Origin of the sequence: Leifsonia sp. 466MF (genome assembly GCF_900100265.1) — a bacterium.
Taxonomy (GTDB): domain Bacteria; phylum Actinomycetota; class Actinomycetes; order Actinomycetales; family Microbacteriaceae; genus Leifsonia.
The window spans coordinates 3,492,964-3,512,258 of sequence record NZ_LT629696.1; the positions used below are offsets into that span (position 1 = coordinate 3,492,964).

Genomic DNA, 19,295 nt, shown 5'->3' on the forward strand with positions numbered 1-19,295 from the left:
GGTCATTCCTTCTCGAACAGGCCGCCGCGGGTGACGAACACCCAGGACAGCAGGAGCGCGACGATCAGCAGCAGGAGCGAGATCGCGGCGGCGCCGTTGAAGTCGTTCTGCTGGAACGCGTACTGGTAGGCGAGCTGGTTGAGCGAGTAGTCGTTGGGGACGACAGCGTTGCTCGCCTGGCTGAGCAGCTGGGGCTCGACGAACAGCTGCGTGCCGGCCGCCAGCGACATCACCCCCATGTACGCGATCCACTTGCGGAGCATCGGCAATTGGATGCGGAGGGCGATCTGCACTGCATTGGCCCCGTCGATGCGCGCCGCCTCGATCACGTCGGTGCTGATGTTGTTGAGCGCGCCGTACATGATCACGATCCAGCCGCCCGCGCCCGTCCAGAACGCGATGATCGCGAAGATGGCCGGCAGGTTGCCCGGCTGGATGACCTGCACGAAGCTGTTCATCCCCATCAGCCGGAGCAGTCCGCTGACCGGGCTTGCCGTCGGGTCGAGCACGAACAGCCAGAGCAGGACGCTGGAGGCGCCGGCGAGCGCGCCCGGCAGGTAGTAGATGAACCGCAGGCCCGTGCTCGCCCACCGCACGCGCAGGGCGTGGACGACGAGCGCCAGCAGCACGACGAAGATCACGAGCCCGATCAGCCAGATGACGAGGTAGATCGTCACGTGCAGCACGGCCGGCCAGAACCGGAAGTCGGTGACGACCGTGATGAAGTTGTCGATGCCGGCGAATCCGCCGTCCGCCCGGGTGAAGGCGAGCAGCACCGCGTACAGGGCGGGCAGGATGCCGAAGGCGATGGCGAGCAGGGCGTAGAGCGAGACGAAGACGTAGCCGATGGGCGTGCGTCCTGGTGCCCGGCTGGACCGCCGGGCTGACCGCCGGCGCTCTGGGGCGCCGGCGGCCAGCTGGTCGCTCGGTGGAGCGAGGGTCATGTCAGTTCACCTTGTATCCGTCGACCTTGGCCTGGTTCGCGATGGCCTCCTGCCAGGTGGGCAGCAGGCTCTCGATCGACTTCCCGCCCGTGATGGCCGGGGTCATCGTCTTGGCCCAGACCGCCTCCTGGCTGAAGACGCCGTAGCCCCAGCCGTCCCACACCTGGGAGGCGGCGGTTGCGACGGGCTCGAGCGAGGTGGCGTAGTACTTGCTGGCCTCCTGCTTCTCGATCCACTTCTTGGCCGCCGGCGCGTACGCCGGGTAGCCGGGGGCGACATCCACCTGGTAGTCGTCGGAGGTCGTGACGAACTGCGCGAACTTCTCGGCGGCCTTCAGGTTCTTGGAGTGGCTGGAGATGAACCAGGTGCCGCCGCCGACGTTGCCGGTCACGGCCTTGTCCTCGCCCTTCCAGGGCAGCGGGGCCGCCACGCCGAGCTCGCCGGCCGGCACGTTGAGCGACTGCGGGTTGTTGAAGATAGCGCCGGCGTACCAGGCGGGGCCGGGCATCATCAGCACCTTGCCCGCGTAGCTCTTGACGAACTCCGGGGTGAAGACGCTGACGGCCGGGACCGTCTTGTTCTCGCGGAGCGTGTCGAGCAGGGTGGCGGCGCGCTTGCACTCGGTGCTGTCGGTCTTGACGGTCACCGACTTCGGGCCGGTGATGTCGTTGGCCTGGCACTTGCTGCCCCACATGAACACCTCGGGTGTCCAGGCGTCACCGGCGGTGCCGATGATGTAACCGGGGTGCTCGGCCGCGACCTTCTCGCCGAGCGCCTGGTACTCCTCCCAGGTGGTGGGGACGGCGTAGCCGAACTTGTCCATCAGGGTCTTGTCGTACCAGAGCACGGCTTGGGCGAGGTCGTTGCGGAGGCAGTACACCTGACCGTTGACGGTGCAGGGGTTGAGGGCGCCCTCGGTGAAGTTGTCGAGGGTGTCCTTGGGGACGAGGCCCTTGTCGAGCACGGCGGCGAAGGCCTGCTTGCCGTTGCTCTTCTGGCTCGCCCAGGCGGCGTCGTTGTTCTGGCTGGAGAAGACCACGTCCGGCCAGCCGCTGCCGGCACGGTCGAAGAGCTGCATCTTCGTCCGGAACGAGTTGGAGCCGTTGGCCGACCCGTCGTAGGTGACGACCTTGATCTTGGTGTCCGGGTTCGCCTTCTCGAATGCCTTCGCCGCGGCCTGACGGTCCGCGTCCACCCAGACGGTGATCGTCGAGGAGGTGTCCTGCTTGGCTTCGGGAAAGCCGTACGACCCGTTCGCCGAGCTCCCGCCGGTACTGCAACCGGTGAGGGCCAGGAGCGCCGTCGCGGCGCCAAGTGCGGCGACGGTCAGCGCCGGCCTACGGCGTGAACGCACCACAGTGTGGATTCCGACCATGAGATGTCCTTGTCTTGTCGACTTCGTTGACGACTCCGAGGAGGCGTGACCCCGACTATAGGGCATACGTATGATGTTTGCCAAGTGGCTGACGCGACACGACGCGGCCGGTCATCGTGCCGCCTCGACCGCCGTCCGGCATAGCGCCTCGACGCCTGTGAAATCGCCGGCCGCGATGGCGGCACGCGGCACCATCCAACTGCCCCCGACCGCGATCACGGACGGCAGCGCGAGATAGTCCGCGGCTCGCGACGCGTCGATCCCGCCGGTCGGGACGAACGCCAGGTCCGGGAACACGGACGACAGCGCCGATAGAGCGGCAGGTCCGCCCGAGGATTCGGCAGGGAAGAACTTCAGCGTCCGCAGCCCCAGCGACCGCGCATGCATCACCTCGGTCGCCGTCACCGCGCCGGGAACGGCCTGCACTCCGCGCCGCTCGCACACCGCGAGGACGGACTCGGAGAGGCCCGGGCTCACCACGAATGTCGCGCCGGCGTCGATCGCGGCCTCCGCCTGCTCGGGCTCCAGGACGGTGCCCACGCCGACGCGCAACCCCGGCATCCCAGCCAGAGCGCGCAGCGCACTCAGAGCAGCCGGAGTCCGTAGCGTGATCTCGGCCTGGTGGATGCCGCCGGCGAGGAGCGCGCGGCCCAGCGCTTCGGCGTCTCGCGCGTCGTCGATCACGACGACCGGGAGGATCGATTCGAACCCCGTCATCGCCCGAGCCACCCGCCGTCGACGGGCAGGATCGCGCCGGAGACGTAGCGGGCGGCGTCGGAGGCGAGGAACACGGCCGCTCCCCCGATGTCCTCCGGCGTCCCCCATCGACCGGCCGGGATGCGCTCGAGGATCGACCGCGAGCGATCGGGGTCGTCCTGCAGCGCCTGGGTGTTGTCCGTCGCGATGTACCCGGGAGCGATGCCGTTCACGGTCACGCCCCTGCCGGCCCACTCGTTCGAGAGGGCGCGGACGAGCCCGGCCACGCCGGACTTCGCCGCGGCGTACCCGGGCACGGTGATCCCACCCTGAAAGGACAGCAGGGATGCGGTGAAGACGACCCGGCCGCCGCCCGCTTCCAGCATCCTGCCGCCCAGCGCCTGGCTGAGCACGAACCCGCTCGTCAGGTCGACCTCCAGCACCTCGTCGAACCACTCCAGCGGATGCTCGGCCGCCGGGGCCCGCCGGATGGTCCCTGCGTTGTTCACGAGGATGTCGGCGTGACGGTCGCGGGCGGCGAGCTCCGCGGCGAAAGCGCTCACCTGGGCGCGGTCGGCGAAGTCGACGCGGTGCCCCTCGAAGCTCCGTCCGAGCGACCGCACCCGGTCGCCGATCGCGGAGCTCTCGGGGTCGAGCGTCGCGGAGACGCCGACGATGTCGGCGCCGGCCGCGGCGAGCGCCTCCGCGATCGCGAATCCGATGCCGCGCTTCGCCCCGGTGACGACCGCCAGCCGGCCGGAGAGGTCGAAGCCGCTCATCGGCCGACCTCGACGAGGATCTTCATCGCCCCGCCGGCCTCGAGGGCCTCGAACGCCGACGCCGTCTCGGCGAGCGGAACCACCCGTGTGATCAGCCGGTCTGCGGGGATGTCGCCTCCCGCGAGGAGCTCGACCGCCCGCTCGAAGTCCTGCCGCTGGTACACGCGCGCTCCGAGGATGCGGAGCTCGCGCCAGAACACCCGGTGCAGATCGATCGGCCGCGGCTGGGAGTGGATGGCGACGACGACGAGCGTGCCGCGGACCTTCGCCAGCGACGTCGCGCCGAGAACGGCCGCCGCTGAGCCGGAGACCTCGAACACCACGTCCGCGCCGGCTCCCCCGGTCCACTCCTCGACCCACGCGACCTGGTCCACCGCACTCGGGTCGAGGGTCCGCAGGCCCATCTCCTCTGCCGCAGCGCGGCGGCCGGGATCGATCTCGGCGATCACGACCTCGGCGCCGAAGGCGGTCGCGACGGTGGCGATGAGCACGCCGATGGGACCTGCGCCGATCACGACGGCCCGGTCGCCGGGCGCCAGTTCCGAGCGGCGCACGTCGTGAACGGCGACCGCGACCGGCTCGACCAGCGCCGCATCCCTCAGCGACACCCCGTCCGGCAGGCGGACGAGCGTGGAGGCCGGGACGTTCCAGCTCTGCTGCAGGGCGCCGGGACTGTCGATGCCGATGAAGTCGAGGTTCTGGCAGATGTGCTCGTTGCCCGCATGGCAGGCGGGACACGTGCCGTCCCACGCCAGCGGCATGACCGTGACGGCGTCGCCGACCGCCCATCCCTCGACGTCCGGGCCGACCGCGGAGATCGTGCCGGACATCTCGTGGCCGATCGTCGCCGGCAGCGTGACCCGCGCATCCATGTCGCCGTGGTAGATGTGCAGATCGGTGCCGCAGATCCCCGCGTACGCAACGGCGATCCGCACCTCGCCGGGTCGCAGCTCCGCCGCCTCCCGCTCCTCGATCGTGATCGTGCGCTCGCCTGCGTAGTTCGCCGCCAACATCGCCGGCCGCTCCTTCCTCGTCCCTCGCCCGTCCCGAACGGACCTGGCGTGACGTCCTCGTCTCGAATGATCCAAACATAATACGTATGCTGAAAGGAAGCGATTCTGCTCCTCCGACGAAGAAGGCCCTGCGATGACACCGACACTGCCCACCCGCACCCTCCGCACCGGGACCGACCTGACGGAACTCGGCTTCGGCGCCGCCCAGCTCGGCAACCTCTTTCGCGAGACCACCGACGAGGAGGCCCAGCGGGCGGTGAACGCCGCCTGGGAGGAGGGCCTCCGGTACTTCGACACCGCGCCGCACTACGGGCTGGGCCTCTCCGAGCACCGCCTCGGTCGCGCCCTCCGCGAGACGCCGCGCGACCGCTTCGCGCTCTCCTCCAAGGTCGGCCGGCTGCTCGTCGACAGCCCGGAGAGCGCCGACCGCCTCGACGACGACGGCTTCGTCGTTCCGGCGAGCACGCGCAGGGTCTGGGACTTCAGCCGCGACGGCATCCTCCGCTCGGTGGAGCAGTCGCTCGCCCGACTCGGCATCGATCGGCTCGACATCGCCTACCTGCACGACCCGGACGACCACTGGGAGGCCGCATCCACCACCGGCGTCGACGCACTGGTGGAGCTGCGCGAGCAGGGCGTGGTGGGGGCCATCGGCGCCGGCATGAACCAGTCCGCGATGCTCGCGGAGTTCGTCCGCCGCACCGACGTCGATGTCGTCATGGTGGCCGGCCGCTTCACCCTGCTCGACCCGTCGGCGCTCGACGACCTCCTGCCGGTCGCGGCGGAACGCGGCGTCGGCGTCGTCGCGGCGGCCGTCTACAACTCGGGGCTGCTGAGTTCCGAGACGATCGACCCGGCCGCGCACTTCGACTACGGATCGGCGCCGGCCGAAGTGATCGAGCGCGCACGGAGGATCGCGGAGATCTGCCGCGACCACGGCGTCAGCCTTCCCGCAGCCGCCATCCAGTACCCGCTGCGGCATCGCGCCGTCGTGTCCGTCGTGACGGGGATGCGCACGGAAGACCATGTGCGCAGCACCGTCGATCGATACCGGGCGGACATCCCGGAGGCCCTCTGGGAGGAGCTGGATGCGGCGGGCCTGGCCCCCGACCCGTCGTGATCGCGACGGATCACGCAAACATCATACGTCTCTTGCAGTAAACATCATACGTATGCTAACCCTGTTCTGGGGGCACCGACGCCCTCCATGACAGGAAGCGATCGAACATGACATTGACGTCAGACTCGCGACGATCGATGGCCAGGAGACGAGGGCGACCCGCAGTGCTTGCGGTCCTCGGAGCCGCAGCCGTCATCGCCTCCGCGCTGATCCCGCTCAAGGCGCAGGCCGCGCCGGCGACCATCTTCTACGCTGCGCCCGACGGCAAGAACGCCGGGCACTGCTCCCAGTCGCAGCCGTGCTCCCTCGAGCGCGCCCAGCACGTGCTGCGCCCATCGGTCAAACACGGTGACGTCACCGTGCAGCTGGCCGACGGCACGTACCGCATCGATAAGCCACTCACCTTCGACGCCGACGACGGCGGAGGCACGAACACGGTCCACTGGGCTGCCGCACCCGGTGCGCACCCGGTCATCAGCGGGGCGTCCGACGTCTCCGGCTGGACGAAGTCGGACGCCGGCGCCGGGATCTGGGTCGCCGACACCCCGGCGGGGCTCGACACCCGCCAGCTCTACGTCGACGGCGTGATCTCTCCGCGCGCATCCATCCGCCTGGCCAACGCCGACGTGACACCCACCGCCACCGGGCTGACGATCAAGAACCCGGCGCTCTCGTACCTCGCCGAGCTCCCCGACCAGGGCCGCATCGAGTTCGAGTCGCTCGGCGACTTCACCAACCGATATTCGCCGGTCCAGAGCATCAGCCCGACGCAGATCACGATGGCGCAGCCTGCCTGGGACAACAACACCTGGGGCTGGGACACCGTCCAGAACTCCTTCCTGGCCGGGCCGAGCTGGTACCTCGACAACTCGCTCGCCTTCCTGACGCAGACCAACCAGTGGTACATCGACCCGCACGGCGGAAAGCTGTACTACAAGCCGGCCGACGGGGTCGACCCGAACAAGCTCGACATCGAGCTGCCGCGGCTGCAGTCGCTGATCAGCATCGGCGGCACCTACGACAAGCCGGTGAGCGGACTCTCGTTCGAGGGCATCCAGTTCTCGGGCACGTCGTGGCTCGGCCCGTCGACCGACGGCTACGCCGACCAGCAGAACGGCCTCTTCATCAAGGGCTCCTACGACTACCGGCCCGCCGACGCGTTCACCAGCTGCTCCCGCGGCTGCGAGATGTTCGAGCGCGCCCGCACGAGCTGGTACCAGGAGCCCGCGGCGGTGCAGGTGTCGGCGGCGAGCCGCGTCTCGTTCACCGGCAACACGTTCACGAACCTCGGGTCGTCGGCCCTCGGCATCGGCAACGACACCAACGCGATGGCGAACGGGGTCGGATACGGCGCAAGCAGCATCGACGTGGTCGGCAACCGGTTCATGGAAGACAGCGGACACGGCATCGCGGTCGGAGGCGTCCTCCCCGACGCGCACCACCCGAGCGATCCCCGCATGGTCAACCAGGACATCCGCATCCAGGACAACACGATCGACCGGGTGTCGGTGGACTACAAGGACAACAGCGGGATCCTGAGCACCTACGTGACACGGGCGCAGATCCTGCACAACGAGGTCTCCAACGTTCCGTACGACGGGATCGACACCGGCTACGGCTGGGGCATCAACGACGCGGGCGGATCGAACGACTACGTCGACCGCGGTTACTACAAGTGGAACACGCTGTACACGACGCCGACGACCCTGAAGGACAACCGGGTCGAGGGCAACCTCGTGCACAACACGAAGGCGCGTTTCGCCGACGGCGGCTCGGTCTACAACCTGTCCGCCAGCCCCGGATCGGTCGTCGACAAGAACTACCTGTTCAACATCTCGGGCGTCGGTCTCTACCTCGATGAGGGGTCGCGGTACATGACGTACGAGAACAACGTGGTCCAGGGCGGTTCCTTCGTCTTCACGAACGCCTACAGCCTGAGGAACAACACCAGCGACAACACCATCCAGAACAACTGGTACAACTCCGGCGGGATCTCGGCCCCGAACGCGGCGGCCCACAACAACACGCTCGTCAACAACGTCAAGGTCTCCGGTGCCAACTGGCCCGCCGGCGCCCGTGACGTGATCTGCGCGGCCGGTGTGGCGCCGCAGTACCGGACGTCGCTCAACGCCAACCAGTTCGGGTTCACCGGCTGCCCGGTGGATGCGCCCGTCACGGGCCTGTCGACGGCCGGCTCCTCCGCGGTCAGCTCCTACTTCGGACAGGCCGGTGACGCCTACGGGATCGCCGCGGCCGGAGCGGACGTCTGGGGCGCGGGCGGTCAGCACTCCGACCAGTTCGGGGCGATCTACAAGGCCGGGTCGTTCACCGCGAATTCCGCGGTGTCGGCACGGGTCGTATCGGTGAACGACGCGAACGCCTCGGCGAAGTCGGGCGTGATGGTCCGCAACGACATCACGAAGGCCGGTTCGTCGGCCGGCTACGCGGTCGTCGCGGTGACGGCACGCAACGGCGTGGTGTTCGAGTGGGATGCCAACGGCGACGGCTACCTGGACACGGAGGCGAAGGCGTCGGTCGACGTCTTCCGGCCGATCTGGGTGCAGCTCGCCCGCACCGGCACGTCCTACACGGCGTCGTACTCGTACGACGGCGTCAACTACGTGCCGATCGGTTCGCCGGTCACCCTCGCCTCTGCGGCGGCGACGCAGGACGCCGGGATCTTCTCGACGTCGCACGACGTGACGCAGTCGGCGATCAACCAGTTCGACGGACTGTCGATCACGGCGACACCGTAGCGCGGCAGGCCCGAGGTCTCGGCGCCGCCAGCGGTCACGACTGCTGGCGGCGCCGATTCCGTGTGCAGTCGAGGGTGCTCAGAGGATGCGCCGGGCCAGCCGCGGGTAGTCGATCACGATGCCGTCCTCATCCACGGTGAGATCGGCCATGAACGTTTCGCCCACACTGCGGTACCGCACCACGCTGTGACCGGAAGCCGGGTCGTACGGTTTCGCGGCGCTGTACGCCTGCCGGCTCGGGATGACCGCGAGCGACGGCAGGTCGACCCACGCCATCGTGAGCTCGGTCTCCGCCAGCCCCTCTCGGGCGCGCAGGCGCAGGATCGGCATCGTGTTGGTGACCGGGCAGAGCGCGAGGTCGCAGTCGAGTGCGTCCTCCAGGGCTTCCGGGTGCGCCGCACCCGGGTCGGGCATCGGTTCGCCGTGGTAGCGCACGTCGCCGTGGGCGTACGTCTCGGTCGCCCAGGTGCCGTGGGTGCTGCGCGTCAGCACGAGCCAGCGCGTGAACCCGCGGCCGGCGACCGACACCGAGAGCCGCGAGGTCACCCAGTCCGGCCCCGTCTCCAGCGCCCAGCTGGTGACGTAGTCGGTGGTCCGCGAGGTGCCGAGGGCGTCGAGCCTGTCCGGCGCGAGGGTCAGCACCGCGGCCTCCAGTCGTTGCGGGTCCTCGTCGCCCACCCACTCCACGTGCCGTACAGCTCCACGCATGCCGCTCGCCTCCGCCCAAGACCGCCGTGGCCGAACCATATCCCAGCGCGGGGTCGGTGTGGAGAGGTGTGCGCTTACTCCTGCAGCGACTCCATCAGCGCCTCCGCGCTGCGCCGAGCCGCCTCGAGGATCTCCTCGTCGCTGAAGGCGGAATCTGCGGCGGCGAACAGTGCGGCGTTGATGCTGAGCAGAGCCATCCGCAGCTGGAGCACCTCTGTCGGAGTCCGGCGCGCCAGCGATTCGGCGAGCCGATCGCTCAGAGCGATCAGGGCGGAACCGATCCTGTCGCCGCCCCCTCTCTCCATGGATCGCATCAGCAGCGGATTGGCCGCCAGAAAGCGGATGCCCGCGAGCTTCTCCGACGAGAACGACTCGATCCACCGCAGGACCGCCGCACGGGGAAGGTCCGGGGAGTTCGGCTGCTCGGAGATCCACTCGAGAAGGTCTGCCGCTTCATTGCCGCGCTGCGTGAGCAAAGACCGGACGATCTGTTCCTTGCCCGCGAAGTGGTAGTAGAGCGAAGCCTTCTTGATGCCGAGAGCGTCCGCGATCTCCCGCATCGATGTCGCTTCATAGCCCTGCGTGGTGAACAGCTCGAGGGCGACACGTTGAATCGCGGCGCGAGTGTCGGACCCGGATCGTGGGACTGTGTCACCCCTCGGGAGATTGACCATTGGCCCAGCCTACCAAGCGGTAGGCTTGACTACCTACCGGTCGGTAGGTAGTCTTCCGAGCACAAGGAGAGTGATGAGTCAATACACCGTCGTGCGCGACTACCCGTACCCGATCGATGAGGTCTGGGCGGTGATGACCGAACCCGAATACGTCGCTCAATGGACGACGACCGGTCAAGGCGGACGCCCGGAGGGGTTCGCCGCCGTCCCCGGAACGAATTTCAGGTTCATCGGCAAACCGACGATGGGCTGGGGCGGCGTCGTCTACTGCGAAGTCATCGCCGTCGATGCACCCCATTCCCTGCACTACACGTGGAGGGGCGACGAGGAGACCGATGACGTCACTGACGTGAACTACCTCCTCGAAGACATCCCCGGCGGCACGCGATTCACCTGGACACACACGGGATTCACCGGCGTCGGCGGCTTCGCCATGTCCAAGCTCCTCGGTAAGGTCCGGCGCACGATGATGGACGACGGAGTTCCTCGGGTGCTTGCGTCGTACCACGCCTCGCTCGCGAGATGATCGCATCCTCACCCTGACCGGATACCCTCCTGAGGTGAAGCAGCGCGGAGCCGACACCCTCATCCCCCGGTACGAGAACGGCGACGGCGACCGGCTCGCCCCCGCGAAGGAGCAATGACCATGCGCAGGAGCGACCTTCCCGACGATTTCGTCGTCGGAACCGCAACGGCCTCTTACCAGATCGAGGGGGCGACCCGGGAGGACGGTCGGGGCGAGAGCATCTGGGACACCTTCGCCCGGCGACCCGGCGCCATCGCCGACGGCAGTACGGGGGATGTGGCAGACGACCACTACCATCGCTCGGCGGAGGACGTCACGCTGATGGGCGACCTCGGTCTCGACGCGTACCGCTTCTCGATCGCCTGGCCGCGCATCCAGCCCGACGGCACCGGAGCGCCGAACCGAGCGGGCGTCGACTTCTACCGCCGCCTCGCGGAGTCGCTGCTGCAGCGTGGCGTGACGCCGTGGGCGACGTTGTACCACTGGGATCTTCCCCAGGCGCTCGAGGACCGCGGGGGCTGGCTGCAGCGCGACACCGCACTCCGCTTCGCCGACTACGCCGCGCACGTCGCCGACCAGCTCGGCGACCTCGTCTCGCACTGGGTCACGCTCAACGAACCGTGGTGCTCGGCCTTCCTCGGGTACGCGAGCGGGTATCACGCGCCGGGACACACGGTCGGCTCGCGGGCGGCGCACGCTGCGCACCACCTCCTCCTCGGGCACGGACACGCACTCGAAGCGCTGCGCGCGAGCGACTCCACGTCCCGAGTCGGCACGACGCTCAACCTCTACTCGGTGCAGCCGGCCGGCGACACCGACGGGGATGCGGACGCCGCGCGCCGGATCGACGGGCTCAGCAATCGCCTCTTCCTCGAACCCGTGCTGCGCGGCGCCTACCCGGCCGACGTGCTGGACGACCTCGGCGAGACGGCGTGGTTCGCCGAGAACGCCACCGACGACGACCTCCGCCGCATCTCGGCGCCGATCGACTTCCTCGGCGTCAACTACTACAGCCGCCACACCGTTGCCTCCGGCTCGACGCCCGCGACCGGCAGTCCCGTCAGCGCCTACCCGGGGAGTGAGCACGTCCGCTTCGTGAGGACGGGCGCGCCCGTCACGCAGCTGGGCTGGGAGATCCACCCCGACGGAATGGTCGAGGTACTGCGCATGGCCCACCGCCTCGCCCCGGACCTCCCGCTGTACATCACGGAGAATGGCGCCGCATACCCCGACCGGGTCAACGCCGAAGGGGCCGTCGAGGACCCGGAGCGCGTCGACTACCTCCAGGCGCACCTTGAGGCGGCGCGGGATGCGGTGGCCGAGGACCTTCCGCTCCGCGGCTACTTCATCTGGTCGCTGATCGACAACTGGGAGTGGGCCTGGGGCTTCTCCCGCCGCTTCGGCATCGTCCACGTCGATTACTCCACGCAGAAGCGCACGCCGAAGCGAAGCGCTCGCTGGGTGGCCGACTTCCTGCGCAGCTGACGAGCAGGGACGCGACCGGGGTCAGGACTGACCGCGTCCGGTCTTCTGCTGCAGCCGGTCGATGTGCTCCGATGCCTGCGCCTTCGTGAGGTCGGCGGGGAGCTCCTCACCGGCCTCGCGGGCGAGGGTGTCGAGGTAGCTGCGCTGGGATGCGGTCATCGGCTCGTCGCCGGTGACCCACTCCGACGGGTCCTTGCTCGCAGGGTTGCTGTCGTCGCCGCGGGCGCCGAGCACATCGTCGCCGGAGCCGTTGGTGGTGCCGCTGGTGTCGCTCATGCGGCAGACAGTACGCCGCCGCACCGACATCGTCAGGGGGCCGGCCGCAGAGCGACATGCATTGAGAGGCTCATAGGCCCGACCCGCCGGGCCACGCGTCAGAAGGGGTATACCGCTTCGTCTTCATCAGTAGCACCGCCGAGCAGAACGCCCGGCTGATGGGAGACGACATGAGAAGAATTCGCAGGCTGACCGCCCAGCTGGCTGTGGCCGCGGTGGCCATCGCGCTGATCCCCGGCACGACGGGCGCCGAACCGGCCTGGGCCGGTCCGGAGACGAGTCGCGTCACAGCCGAACTGAGCAGGATCCTGGACACCGGGACGGTCGACACCGGCGGGAAGGCCCTGGCCGCGCTGAGCGCCCCCGAGCTCCTGGACCTCGGGCGGAAGAAGTTCGCCTCACTGGTCGAGAAAGGCGGGGACTTCTCCGACCTCGCCGGGGCCGGCGCGAAGGACGGCAACGTGTTCACCGCCCTTCCCGCCACACGGGCCGAACTGAACGAGTTCGCCCACACCGCCAAGTTCCGCGACCTCAAGGGTCTCGAGGCTCTCGACGGCGTCGAGGCGCTGCGCTGGATCTTCGACGTCACGGGCGCCTTCGACTCCGACCTCTCGAAGCTCCAGAAGGCCGAGATCTTCGCCGGACAGGTTCCCGTGCTCGCCGAGGCCCTCGGGCTGGCAAACGCCATCACAAGCGGCGACGACATCGACATCGCCCAGAACGTGGTTGCTCTTCTGGCCAACTCGGCCGGCTTCGTGGTGTCCTTCGCAAGCCCGGTCGTCGCCATCGTGATCGTGCTGATCGGCGCCCTGATCGGCGCGTTCATCGCCGCGTTCCGGGACACCTCGCCGATTCAGCTCGACTACATGAAGGGCATCCGCGACAAGCGGTTCCAGGAGTGGCTGCCGGACCACATCGACGAGCTCACCACATCCATGTCCGCGGCCGCAGGAGACATGTTCGCCGCCTGGCAGGCGACCGAGGTGTTCAACCTGGGACTCGTGGATGCCGCGGTCGACCGGGCGGCGCTCGCGGCCGAGGTGGCCGATCCCCGCTCCGGAGCGGAAGTCGTGGCCAAGGCGGCGACGCAGAAGTGGCACGCCCACGCGGCACTGCAGGCCAAGCTCACCGCGGACCGCGAGGCGTTCATCGCGCAGAGCACGGACGGGTTCGCCGCCGCGATCACGAAGGCGATCGCCGATCCCGAGATGGTCACGAAGATCACGGATCAGGTGTTCCCTCTGTCCTCCGCCACGATCGGGTCCGTGGTCTACGGAACCTCCTCGCAGGACGGGCGCCTGGGCAGCGACAGCAACTGGGCGACCCTGTTCCCCGAGGGGGACGACGCGACCTGGCCCTGGGCGAACGCCGAGGGATCGACCGGCGGCTGGGACATGTTCGCCGCCGATGCCGCAGCCGTTGAATCCAACCGGTTCCCGTTCCTCCCGCGCGAGCAGCCGTACTGCTTTGTCAGCGGTCGGGACGGCGCGTTCTACGCCGGCCAGTCCGTCGATTGGCTGAATGAGAACTGCTACGCGACCCTTACCCGGATGGCGGACCGGTATCGGGGGATCGTGGAGGACCTGCGTGGCACGCCTCTTCCCACGGTCGACCAGGACCAGCTGAAGAGGCTGTTCACGCAGCACCTGAACGATCCCGAGATCCAGAAGGATCTCACCGTCATGACGCTGCCGATCGCCAGCATCCCCGGGAGCTGACGATCCCGCCCCGGCTCAGCGGCGCAGCACGCTGGGCCGGGGCAGGCCGAGCTCCTCGAGCAGGTCGCCGAGCATCCGATCGAGTTCGAAGCCTGCCTGGGTGATCTTGTTGTTTCCGAAGCTCGCCAGCCGGCTGCTCGGCTGGTCGACGCTCAGCACCGTGCCGCCGCCACGCGCCGAATGCAGTTCGACCCGGATCGGGGTGTACAGCAGTGTGCCGGGATCGTGCCGGAACATCCGCGCAGCCGTGGCGTAGTCGCCGATGAGGTACACGGCGCTCGGGATGTCGGCGCCGCCCACGCGCATCACCGCCGTCGGGTGGTCGGTCCAGAACCGCACGAACCGATGGATGCCGGGTCCGGCCGTCTCGCGGGTGAGCCGGCGCCAGTCCGCATCGTCCGCGAGGAGGTCGCGCAGCTGCGCGACGTCGAGCGGGGGCACCTCCGCTTCGAACGCGCGGCGGAGGGTTCCGAAGGCGACGGCGGCCTCGAGTTCGATGCGGGTGACCGGGACGGGGACGATGCGCTCGGTCGCGGGGAGGGCCATCACCCCATTCTCGCCGCTGCCGGGCGGCGGCTCAGCCCCGGCCGGTCACGCCGCGCTTCGGCGGGACCTGCGGCAGGTCGTCCGACGACCCGCCCGCGCGCAGCCGGGCAACGTACGCCTGCTCCCGCTCGAGCGTGTCCGTCTCGGGGACCCCGAACCGCGACGGGTCGGGACGGTCGGCGTCCTGCTCGACCGTCAGCAGGCCGTCCGGGTCCCGCGGGTCGCGCACGCCGGTCAGGCGCACGTCGATCGTCGACTTGTCCTCGTCGTGCCCACGCCGGTCCTCATCGCGGCTCGTCGCATCCATGTCCCCACCATCGGCGCGTAAAAGACCCGCGGCAAGGGGTCAGCGCGGTTTGCTCCCCGGGATCGCGGAACCGAGCGGCGCCGGTTCTTCCGGCGTACCCGCATTGTCGGGTGCTACACGGTCGGCCGGGTCGGAGCGATCCGCGCGCACCAGCGCGATGCCACCGAGGATGAGCAGGCCGCCCAGCAGCTGGAGCAACCCGAGCTGCTCCCCCAGCAGCAGCCACGCGTACAGGGTCGCCGCGACGACCTCCAGCAGACCGGTGAACGACGCCAGTCGCGAACCGAGCATCTCCGTCGCGGTGATGCTCGCAGCATAGGCGACGGCCGTGGCGAACACCCCGACAACGGCGAGCGGCACCCACCACGCCACCGACTGACCGAACAGCGGCACATCGGCGAAGCTCACCGTGACCGGCAGCACGCCCGTCGCGCCGACGGCGCCGAGGGCGATCGCCCCGATCAGGAGGCCGCCGGAGGCCAGGGCGACCGGCGGGAGTCCGTCGCTCGGTCTCGCGGCGATGACGTAGAAGGCGGCGCATCCACCCATGGCGAGCACCGCCAGCACGAGCCCGAGCGGGTCGAGCGCGCCGGACCCGCCGGGCGAGACGACCAGCACGAGTCCGCCGATCGCCAGCACAGAGCCGGCCAGGACGACGACCCGCGGAGCGCGACGGGTACGCACCCATACGGCGACGACAAGCAGGACGGGCGCGAGGTATTCGACGAGGATGCCCGTGCTCACGGGGATGCGCTGGATGGCCGCGAAGTACAGCACCTGGGTGCCGGCGACGCCGACGAGCGCCATCCCGAGCAGTCGCCAGCGGCCCCGCCAGACGGCAGCCCAACGGCCGCGCACCGCGATCAGCGCGAACGGCAGCAGCACGACCCCGCCGATCAGAGCGCGCGCGGTCACGGCGGCGACGGGCGACCACCCGCTCTCGAGCAGCGGTTTGATGAAGGCGCCCGACATCCCGAACGTGGCCGCAGAGAGCACGGCGATGAGCAGGCCGAGCGAAGTCGGATGCCGATGCGTCATGGGGTCACCTGTCAGGGTCGTCAGCGATGATGGTCCTGACGGTACGCTCGTCATGAGTAAGGAGTCAACTTGCATTTTGCCCCTGACACAGAGGATGCTCTGGAGTTCGCCGTCCTGCTCGGCAACACGGTGCCCGACGCCTCGCGCAGCGGCGAGGACGAGCTCGCGACTCCGGAGCAGCTGGTCGCGCTGCTCACCGAGAACCGCTACTCGGGTCGGGTCGACGGCGACGAGGCCGAACTGCGGGCCGTCCACGAGACGCGCGACCGCATCCGCCGCACCTGGACGCTCAACCGCGACGAGGCGGCCGTCGAGGTCAACGCCATGCTGGCAGAGGCGCACGCCCTGCCGTACCTGATGCGCCACGACGGGTTCGACTGGCACCTGCACGCCACGGCCCAGGATGCGCCGCTCGCCGAGCGCATCCGTGTCGAGATCGCGCTGGCCCTGGTGGATGTGATCCGCTCGGACGAGACCGGCCGCCTGCGCGTCTGCGCGGCCGACGACTGCACCGGCCTCCTGCTCGACCTCTCCCGCAATGGTTCCAAGCGCTTCTGCAGCGTGCGCTGCGGCAACCGGATGAACATGGTCGCCTTCCGCGCCCGCAAAGAGCAGGACGCGTAGCCGACCGGCTCAGAAGTCGGACAGGTTGCCCCGGATGCCGCCGTCACCGAACTCGCGCCGCAGGATCCCGCGCCGCCGCAGCACCGGGACGAGCTCGTCCAGGTTGCGATGCAGCGTCACCGGGTGCAGGTCGCCGGAGAAGATGAAGCCGTCGTTCGACGCCTCCTCCCCCAGCTCCTCGATGAAGTCGGCGATCTGCTCGGCCGTTCCGACGAATCCGTCGCGGTCGGCGATGCGACCCTTGACGACCTTCGGTGCGACCAGGTCGCGCAGCGTGACACCGTCGCGGATGCCCTGCTTGCCGAACAGCCCCTTGATGCTGCCCTGCGACACGTGGTCGCCGAACACCGAGACGTCGAACGGCTCGTCGAGCGACAGCTGCGTCAGATCGGTCTCCAGGTCGCTCGACTGGCCGGCGAGCTCCCGGTACAGCTCCGCGTCAGTGGGATGCTTCGACGCCTCGACGACCCTCCGCGCCTCCTCGTCGCTCGGCACGACCTCCGGCTTGAAGACGAACAGCACCTTGATGGAGTCGGGGTCGCGCCCGGCCGCCACCGCCGCCTCACGCACCTTGGCCCGGTAGTCGCGGATGCTCTGCGCGTCCAGCGGGGCGAGGGCGAGCTGAACGTCGGAGTGCGTCCCAGCGAACGCGATGCCGCGCGGCGAGCCGCCCGGCGAGACGATCGCCGGGTCGCCCTCGGTGAACGGCACGGCGTTGAGCGGCCCGGCCACCCGGAAGTACTCGCCCTCGTGCTGGAACGGCCGGATCTTCGAGCCGTCGGCGAAGTGGCGCGTCGCGGCGTCCTCGATGAGCGCGTCGTCATCCCAGCTGTGCCACAGCCGCCGGATCACGGTGAGCCACTCCTCCGCGCGGTCATAGGCCGCGTCGTGCGAGAGCGCCGGGAGCCCGAGGTGCCGTGCGCTGCCGACGTCGGTGACCACGTTGACCCCGAGCCGGTGACCGCTCAGGTGGTGCAGGCTCGCGAACTGGCGGGCGGCGACGTACGGAGGGTAGGCGCCGGCGTTGATCGTGGGCGCGACACCCAGGTGCTGCGTCGCATCCAGCAGATAGGGCGAGAGGATGAGCGGGTCGTGCTTCGGGCCGCCGTACGCCTCGCGCACCCGCAGGTCGACGGTCTCCGGGAAGCCGATCGACAGGGCGTCCTCGATGATGACCAGATCGAGTCCGGCCTGCTCGAGTTCGCGCGCCGACTGCTGGTACAGGTCGGGTCGCGTCCAGCGGTAGTCCCACTCCCAATACGGCCGGCCCCAGCCCTGGGGCCCGAAGCCGCGGCTGAAGAACCAGCCGAAGTGCTGCAGTCGTGCCATGCTCGCCTACCTCCCCGCCACGGCGCTCAGCGGCGCCGATGTCAGCTCTGCGTCCCCCGCGACGGCCGCACCGGCGACCACCACGTCCGCCGCAGCGACCGCCGCGATGCCTCGCGCCAGATCCGCGATCAGGTCGTCCGCGTCCTCCAGGCCGATCGACAGGCGCAGCAGCCCTGGGCCGATCCCGATCCCGTCGCGCACGTGCCGCGGCAGGTGCGCGTGCGTGGTCGAGGCGGGGTGGAGGATGAGCGACCGCACGTCTCCGATGTGCGTCATGCGACTGAACAGCTCGACGGCGTCGTAGAACCGTTCGGCCGCTGCGGCACCGCCCGCGAGCGTGAACCCGAGGACCGCACCCTGACCGCGCGGCAGGTACCGCTGGGCGAGGGGATGCGACGGGTGCGACGGCAGGCCCGCGTACTCGACCCCGGTGACCTCGGGCTGCGCTTCGAGCCAGCGGGCGACGGCGAGCGCGGTGTCCGACTGCCGCTGCACGCGGAGCGAGAGCGTCTCGATGCCCTGCTGGATGAGGAACGCGTTCAGCGGGGACAGCACCGGCCCGAACAGTGACGCGACGACGGATCGGGTGAACGCCGTGTAGGCGGCCGCGCCGTGCGTGGCTACGTAGCTCGCGCCGTCCAGCCAGTCGTCGGGCCCGGTCAGGTGCGCGAACGGCGAGGTCGCCCAGTCGTAGCTGCCCTGGTCGACGACCAGGCCGCCGAGCGTGGAGCCGTGGCCGCCGAGGTACTTGCTGGCGGAGTGCACGACGATGTCCGCGCCGTGGTCGCCCGGCCGCAGCAGGTACGGGGTGGCGAGCGTGTTGTCGACGATGAAGGGGATGCCGTTCTCGTGCGCGACGGCCGCGACGCCGGCGATGTCGAGGATCTCGGTGCCGGGGTTCGCGATCGACTCCCCGAAGAGCACCCGCGTGGTGGGCCGGATGCGCCGCCGCCATTCCGCGAGGTCGGTCGGGTCGTCGACGAACTCGATCTCGACGCCGAGCCTGCGCAGGCCGTTCTCGAACAGCCCGCGGGTGCCCGAGTAGACGCTCTGGGCCGACAGGATGTGGTCGCCGGCCTGCACGAGCCCGAGCACGGCGACCGTCAGCGCGGCCTGGCCGCTGCCGACCGCGATCGCCTCGCGGCCGTGCTCCAGGGCGGCGACGCGGCGCTCGAGGGCGGCGGTCGTCGGGTTGCCGGAGCGGCTGTAGGTGTATCCGGGCTCGTCGCCGCCGAAACGGCCTTCCGCCTGCGCGAAGCTGTCGAACTCGAAACCCGCGGTGAGGTAGATGGGCGTGACCCGGGCGCCATGGGCGGCATCGCGGGCCTCTCCCGCGTGCACCTGGGCTGTGCTGAACTCCGACATCCCCCTATGGTGCGGC

The 19,295-nt window shown here is 69.5% G+C and carries 19 protein-coding genes; 6 read left to right on the plus strand and 13 right to left on the minus strand.

What is annotated here, in order from left to right; genetic code table 11:
* Positions 1-2 precede the first annotated feature (2 nt).
* From BLR91_RS16635 to BLR91_RS16655, 5 genes are all read right to left on the minus strand, one after another.
* A complete protein-coding gene (locus tag BLR91_RS16635; protein WP_018189310.1) occupies positions 3-944 on the minus strand; it encodes a carbohydrate ABC transporter permease in 942 nt (313 codons plus the stop codon).
* Between the two features lies 1 nt (position 945).
* Positions 946-2,319: an ABC transporter substrate-binding protein gene (locus BLR91_RS16640; protein WP_018189309.1), complete on the minus strand. Its 1,374-nt coding sequence runs from the start codon at positions 2,317-2,319 to the stop codon at positions 946-948.
* Between the two features lie 111 nt (positions 2,320-2,430).
* Positions 2,431-3,036 (minus strand): bifunctional 4-hydroxy-2-oxoglutarate aldolase/2-dehydro-3-deoxy-phosphogluconate aldolase, encoded by a 606-nt coding sequence (eda, locus tag BLR91_RS16645; RefSeq protein ID WP_089881738.1) that lies wholly within the window; start codon positions 3,034-3,036, stop codon positions 2,431-2,433.
* A complete protein-coding gene (locus BLR91_RS16650) occupies positions 3,033-3,794 on the minus strand; it encodes an SDR family oxidoreductase (protein ID WP_089879919.1) in 762 nt (253 codons plus the stop codon). The genes eda and BLR91_RS16650 overlap by 4 nt, the downstream gene beginning before the upstream one ends.
* Positions 3,791-4,807, minus strand: coding sequence for a zinc-dependent alcohol dehydrogenase (locus tag BLR91_RS16655; protein WP_089879916.1), 1,017 nt, complete (start codon positions 4,805-4,807; stop codon positions 3,791-3,793). Before BLR91_RS16655 ends, BLR91_RS16650 begins: the two co-directional genes overlap by 4 nt.
* Positions 4,808-4,940: 133 nt before the next feature.
* On the opposite strand from BLR91_RS16655, the gene BLR91_RS16660 reads away from it, so the two are divergent.
* Both BLR91_RS16660 and BLR91_RS16665 read left to right on the plus strand, forming a co-directional pair.
* Complete coding sequence (locus BLR91_RS16660) at positions 4,941-5,927, plus strand: aldo/keto reductase (protein WP_089879912.1); 987 nt, start codon at positions 4,941-4,943, stop codon at positions 5,925-5,927.
* 164 nt (positions 5,928-6,091) lie between these two features.
* The gene (locus BLR91_RS16665; protein WP_089879910.1) at positions 6,092-8,683 is read left to right on the plus strand and encodes a right-handed parallel beta-helix repeat-containing protein; all 2,592 of its coding nucleotides are present in this window, start codon (positions 6,092-6,094) and stop codon (positions 8,681-8,683) included.
* 78 nt (positions 8,684-8,761) lie between these two features.
* Here the strand turns inward: BLR91_RS16665 and BLR91_RS16670 are convergent, their stop codons facing one another.
* Both BLR91_RS16670 and BLR91_RS16675 read right to left on the minus strand, forming a co-directional pair.
* Positions 8,762-9,391, minus strand: a complete 630-nt coding sequence (locus tag BLR91_RS16670; RefSeq protein WP_231918962.1) for a putative glycolipid-binding domain-containing protein — start codon at positions 9,389-9,391, stop codon at positions 8,762-8,764.
* 74 nt (positions 9,392-9,465) lie between these two features.
* Complete coding sequence (locus BLR91_RS16675) at positions 9,466-10,065, minus strand: TetR/AcrR family transcriptional regulator (RefSeq protein WP_089879905.1); 600 nt, start codon at positions 10,063-10,065, stop codon at positions 9,466-9,468.
* A 73-nt stretch (positions 10,066-10,138) separates the two neighbouring features.
* Between BLR91_RS16675 and BLR91_RS16680 the strand changes: the two genes are divergently transcribed.
* A complete protein-coding gene (locus BLR91_RS16680) occupies positions 10,139-10,591 on the plus strand; it encodes an SRPBCC family protein (RefSeq protein ID WP_089879901.1) in 453 nt (150 codons plus the stop codon).
* Positions 10,592-10,705: 114 nt separating this feature from the next.
* The gene (locus tag BLR91_RS16685; RefSeq protein ID WP_089879899.1) at positions 10,706-12,076 is read left to right on the plus strand and encodes a GH1 family beta-glucosidase; all 1,371 of its coding nucleotides are present in this window, start codon (positions 10,706-10,708) and stop codon (positions 12,074-12,076) included.
* Between the two features lie 21 nt (positions 12,077-12,097).
* On the opposite strand, the gene BLR91_RS16690 is transcribed toward BLR91_RS16685, so the two are convergent.
* Complete coding sequence (locus BLR91_RS16690; protein ID WP_089879895.1) at positions 12,098-12,352, minus strand: DUF3072 domain-containing protein; 255 nt, start codon at positions 12,350-12,352, stop codon at positions 12,098-12,100.
* Positions 12,353-12,522: 170 nt separating this feature from the next.
* Between BLR91_RS16690 and BLR91_RS16695 the strand changes: the two genes are divergently transcribed.
* Positions 12,523-14,070, plus strand: a complete 1,548-nt coding sequence (locus tag BLR91_RS16695; RefSeq protein WP_231918964.1) for a hypothetical protein — start codon at positions 12,523-12,525, stop codon at positions 14,068-14,070.
* A gap of 15 nt (positions 14,071-14,085) precedes the next feature.
* Here the strand turns inward: BLR91_RS16695 and BLR91_RS16700 are convergent, their stop codons facing one another.
* The 3 genes from BLR91_RS16700 to BLR91_RS16710 are packed head-to-tail and all read right to left on the minus strand — an operon-like array spanning position 14,086 to position 15,961.
* On the minus strand, positions 14,086-14,616 hold the full coding sequence (locus BLR91_RS16700; RefSeq protein ID WP_089879888.1) for a hypothetical protein: 531 nt from the start codon (positions 14,614-14,616) through the stop codon (positions 14,086-14,088).
* Positions 14,617-14,647: 31 nt separating this feature from the next.
* Positions 14,648-14,923 carry a hypothetical protein gene (locus tag BLR91_RS16705; RefSeq protein ID WP_089879885.1) on the minus strand — a complete coding sequence of 92 codons (276 nt, stop codon included), beginning with the start codon at positions 14,921-14,923 and terminating at the stop codon, positions 14,648-14,650.
* Between the two features lie 39 nt (positions 14,924-14,962).
* A complete protein-coding gene (locus tag BLR91_RS16710; RefSeq protein ID WP_089879882.1) occupies positions 14,963-15,961 on the minus strand; it encodes an EamA family transporter in 999 nt (332 codons plus the stop codon).
* 69 nt (positions 15,962-16,030) lie between these two features.
* Here BLR91_RS16710 and BLR91_RS16715 point away from each other — a divergent pair, with 69 nt between their 5' ends.
* On the plus strand, positions 16,031-16,585 hold the full coding sequence (locus tag BLR91_RS16715) for a CGNR zinc finger domain-containing protein (RefSeq protein WP_172823225.1): 555 nt from the start codon (positions 16,031-16,033) through the stop codon (positions 16,583-16,585).
* Positions 16,586-16,594: 9 nt separating this feature from the next.
* On the opposite strand, the gene BLR91_RS16720 is transcribed toward BLR91_RS16715, so the two are convergent.
* Entirely contained in the window at positions 16,595-17,914 is a 1,320-nt protein-coding gene (locus BLR91_RS16720; RefSeq protein ID WP_089879879.1) for an NtaA/DmoA family FMN-dependent monooxygenase, read from the minus strand.
* Between the two features lie 6 nt (positions 17,915-17,920).
* On the minus strand, positions 17,921-19,279 hold the full coding sequence (locus BLR91_RS16725) for an O-acetylhomoserine aminocarboxypropyltransferase/cysteine synthase family protein (protein ID WP_089879876.1): 1,359 nt from the start codon (positions 19,277-19,279) through the stop codon (positions 17,921-17,923).
* Positions 19,280-19,295 lie beyond the last annotated feature (16 nt).

What these genes read in the sequence shown, in the direction of transcription:
- BLR91_RS16635 (WP_018189310.1), bottom strand. Translation starts at nt 944, where the DNA reads ATGACCCTCGCTCCACCGAGCGACCAGCTGGCCGCCGGCGCCCCAGAG.
- BLR91_RS16695 (WP_231918964.1), top strand. Translation starts at nt 12,523, where the DNA reads ATGAGAAGAATTCGCAGGCTGACCGCCCAGCTGGCTGTGGCCGCGGTG.
- BLR91_RS16680 (WP_089879901.1), top strand. Translation starts at nt 10,139, where the DNA reads ATGAGTCAATACACCGTCGTGCGCGACTACCCGTACCCGATCGATGAG.
- BLR91_RS16650 (WP_089879919.1), bottom strand. Translation starts at nt 3,794, where the DNA reads ATGAGCGGCTTCGACCTCTCCGGCCGGCTGGCGGTCGTCACCGGGGCG.
- BLR91_RS16725 (WP_089879876.1), bottom strand. Translation starts at nt 19,279, where the DNA reads ATGTCGGAGTTCAGCACAGCCCAGGTGCACGCGGGAGAGGCCCGCGAT.
- BLR91_RS16710 (WP_089879882.1), bottom strand. Translation starts at nt 15,961, where the DNA reads ATGACGCATCGGCATCCGACTTCGCTCGGCCTGCTCATCGCCGTGCTC.
- eda (WP_089881738.1), bottom strand. Translation starts at nt 3,036, where the DNA reads ATGACGGGGTTCGAATCGATCCTCCCGGTCGTCGTGATCGACGACGCG.
- BLR91_RS16670 (WP_231918962.1), bottom strand. Translation starts at nt 9,391, where the DNA reads ATGCGTGGAGCTGTACGGCACGTGGAGTGGGTGGGCGACGAGGACCCG.
- BLR91_RS16700 (WP_089879888.1), bottom strand. Translation starts at nt 14,616, where the DNA reads ATGGCCCTCCCCGCGACCGAGCGCATCGTCCCCGTCCCGGTCACCCGC.
- BLR91_RS16720 (WP_089879879.1), bottom strand. Translation starts at nt 17,914, where the DNA reads ATGGCACGACTGCAGCACTTCGGCTGGTTCTTCAGCCGCGGCTTCGGG.
- BLR91_RS16660 (WP_089879912.1), top strand. Translation starts at nt 4,941, where the DNA reads ATGACACCGACACTGCCCACCCGCACCCTCCGCACCGGGACCGACCTG.
- BLR91_RS16640 (WP_018189309.1), bottom strand. Translation starts at nt 2,319, where the DNA reads ATGGTCGGAATCCACACTGTGGTGCGTTCACGCCGTAGGCCGGCGCTG.
- BLR91_RS16655 (WP_089879916.1), bottom strand. Translation starts at nt 4,807, where the DNA reads ATGTTGGCGGCGAACTACGCAGGCGAGCGCACGATCACGATCGAGGAG.
- BLR91_RS16690 (WP_089879895.1), bottom strand. Translation starts at nt 12,352, where the DNA reads ATGAGCGACACCAGCGGCACCACCAACGGCTCCGGCGACGATGTGCTC.
- BLR91_RS16705 (WP_089879885.1), bottom strand. Translation starts at nt 14,923, where the DNA reads ATGGATGCGACGAGCCGCGATGAGGACCGGCGTGGGCACGACGAGGAC.
- BLR91_RS16685 (WP_089879899.1), top strand. Translation starts at nt 10,706, where the DNA reads ATGACCATGCGCAGGAGCGACCTTCCCGACGATTTCGTCGTCGGAACC.
- BLR91_RS16675 (WP_089879905.1), bottom strand. Translation starts at nt 10,065, where the DNA reads ATGGTCAATCTCCCGAGGGGTGACACAGTCCCACGATCCGGGTCCGAC.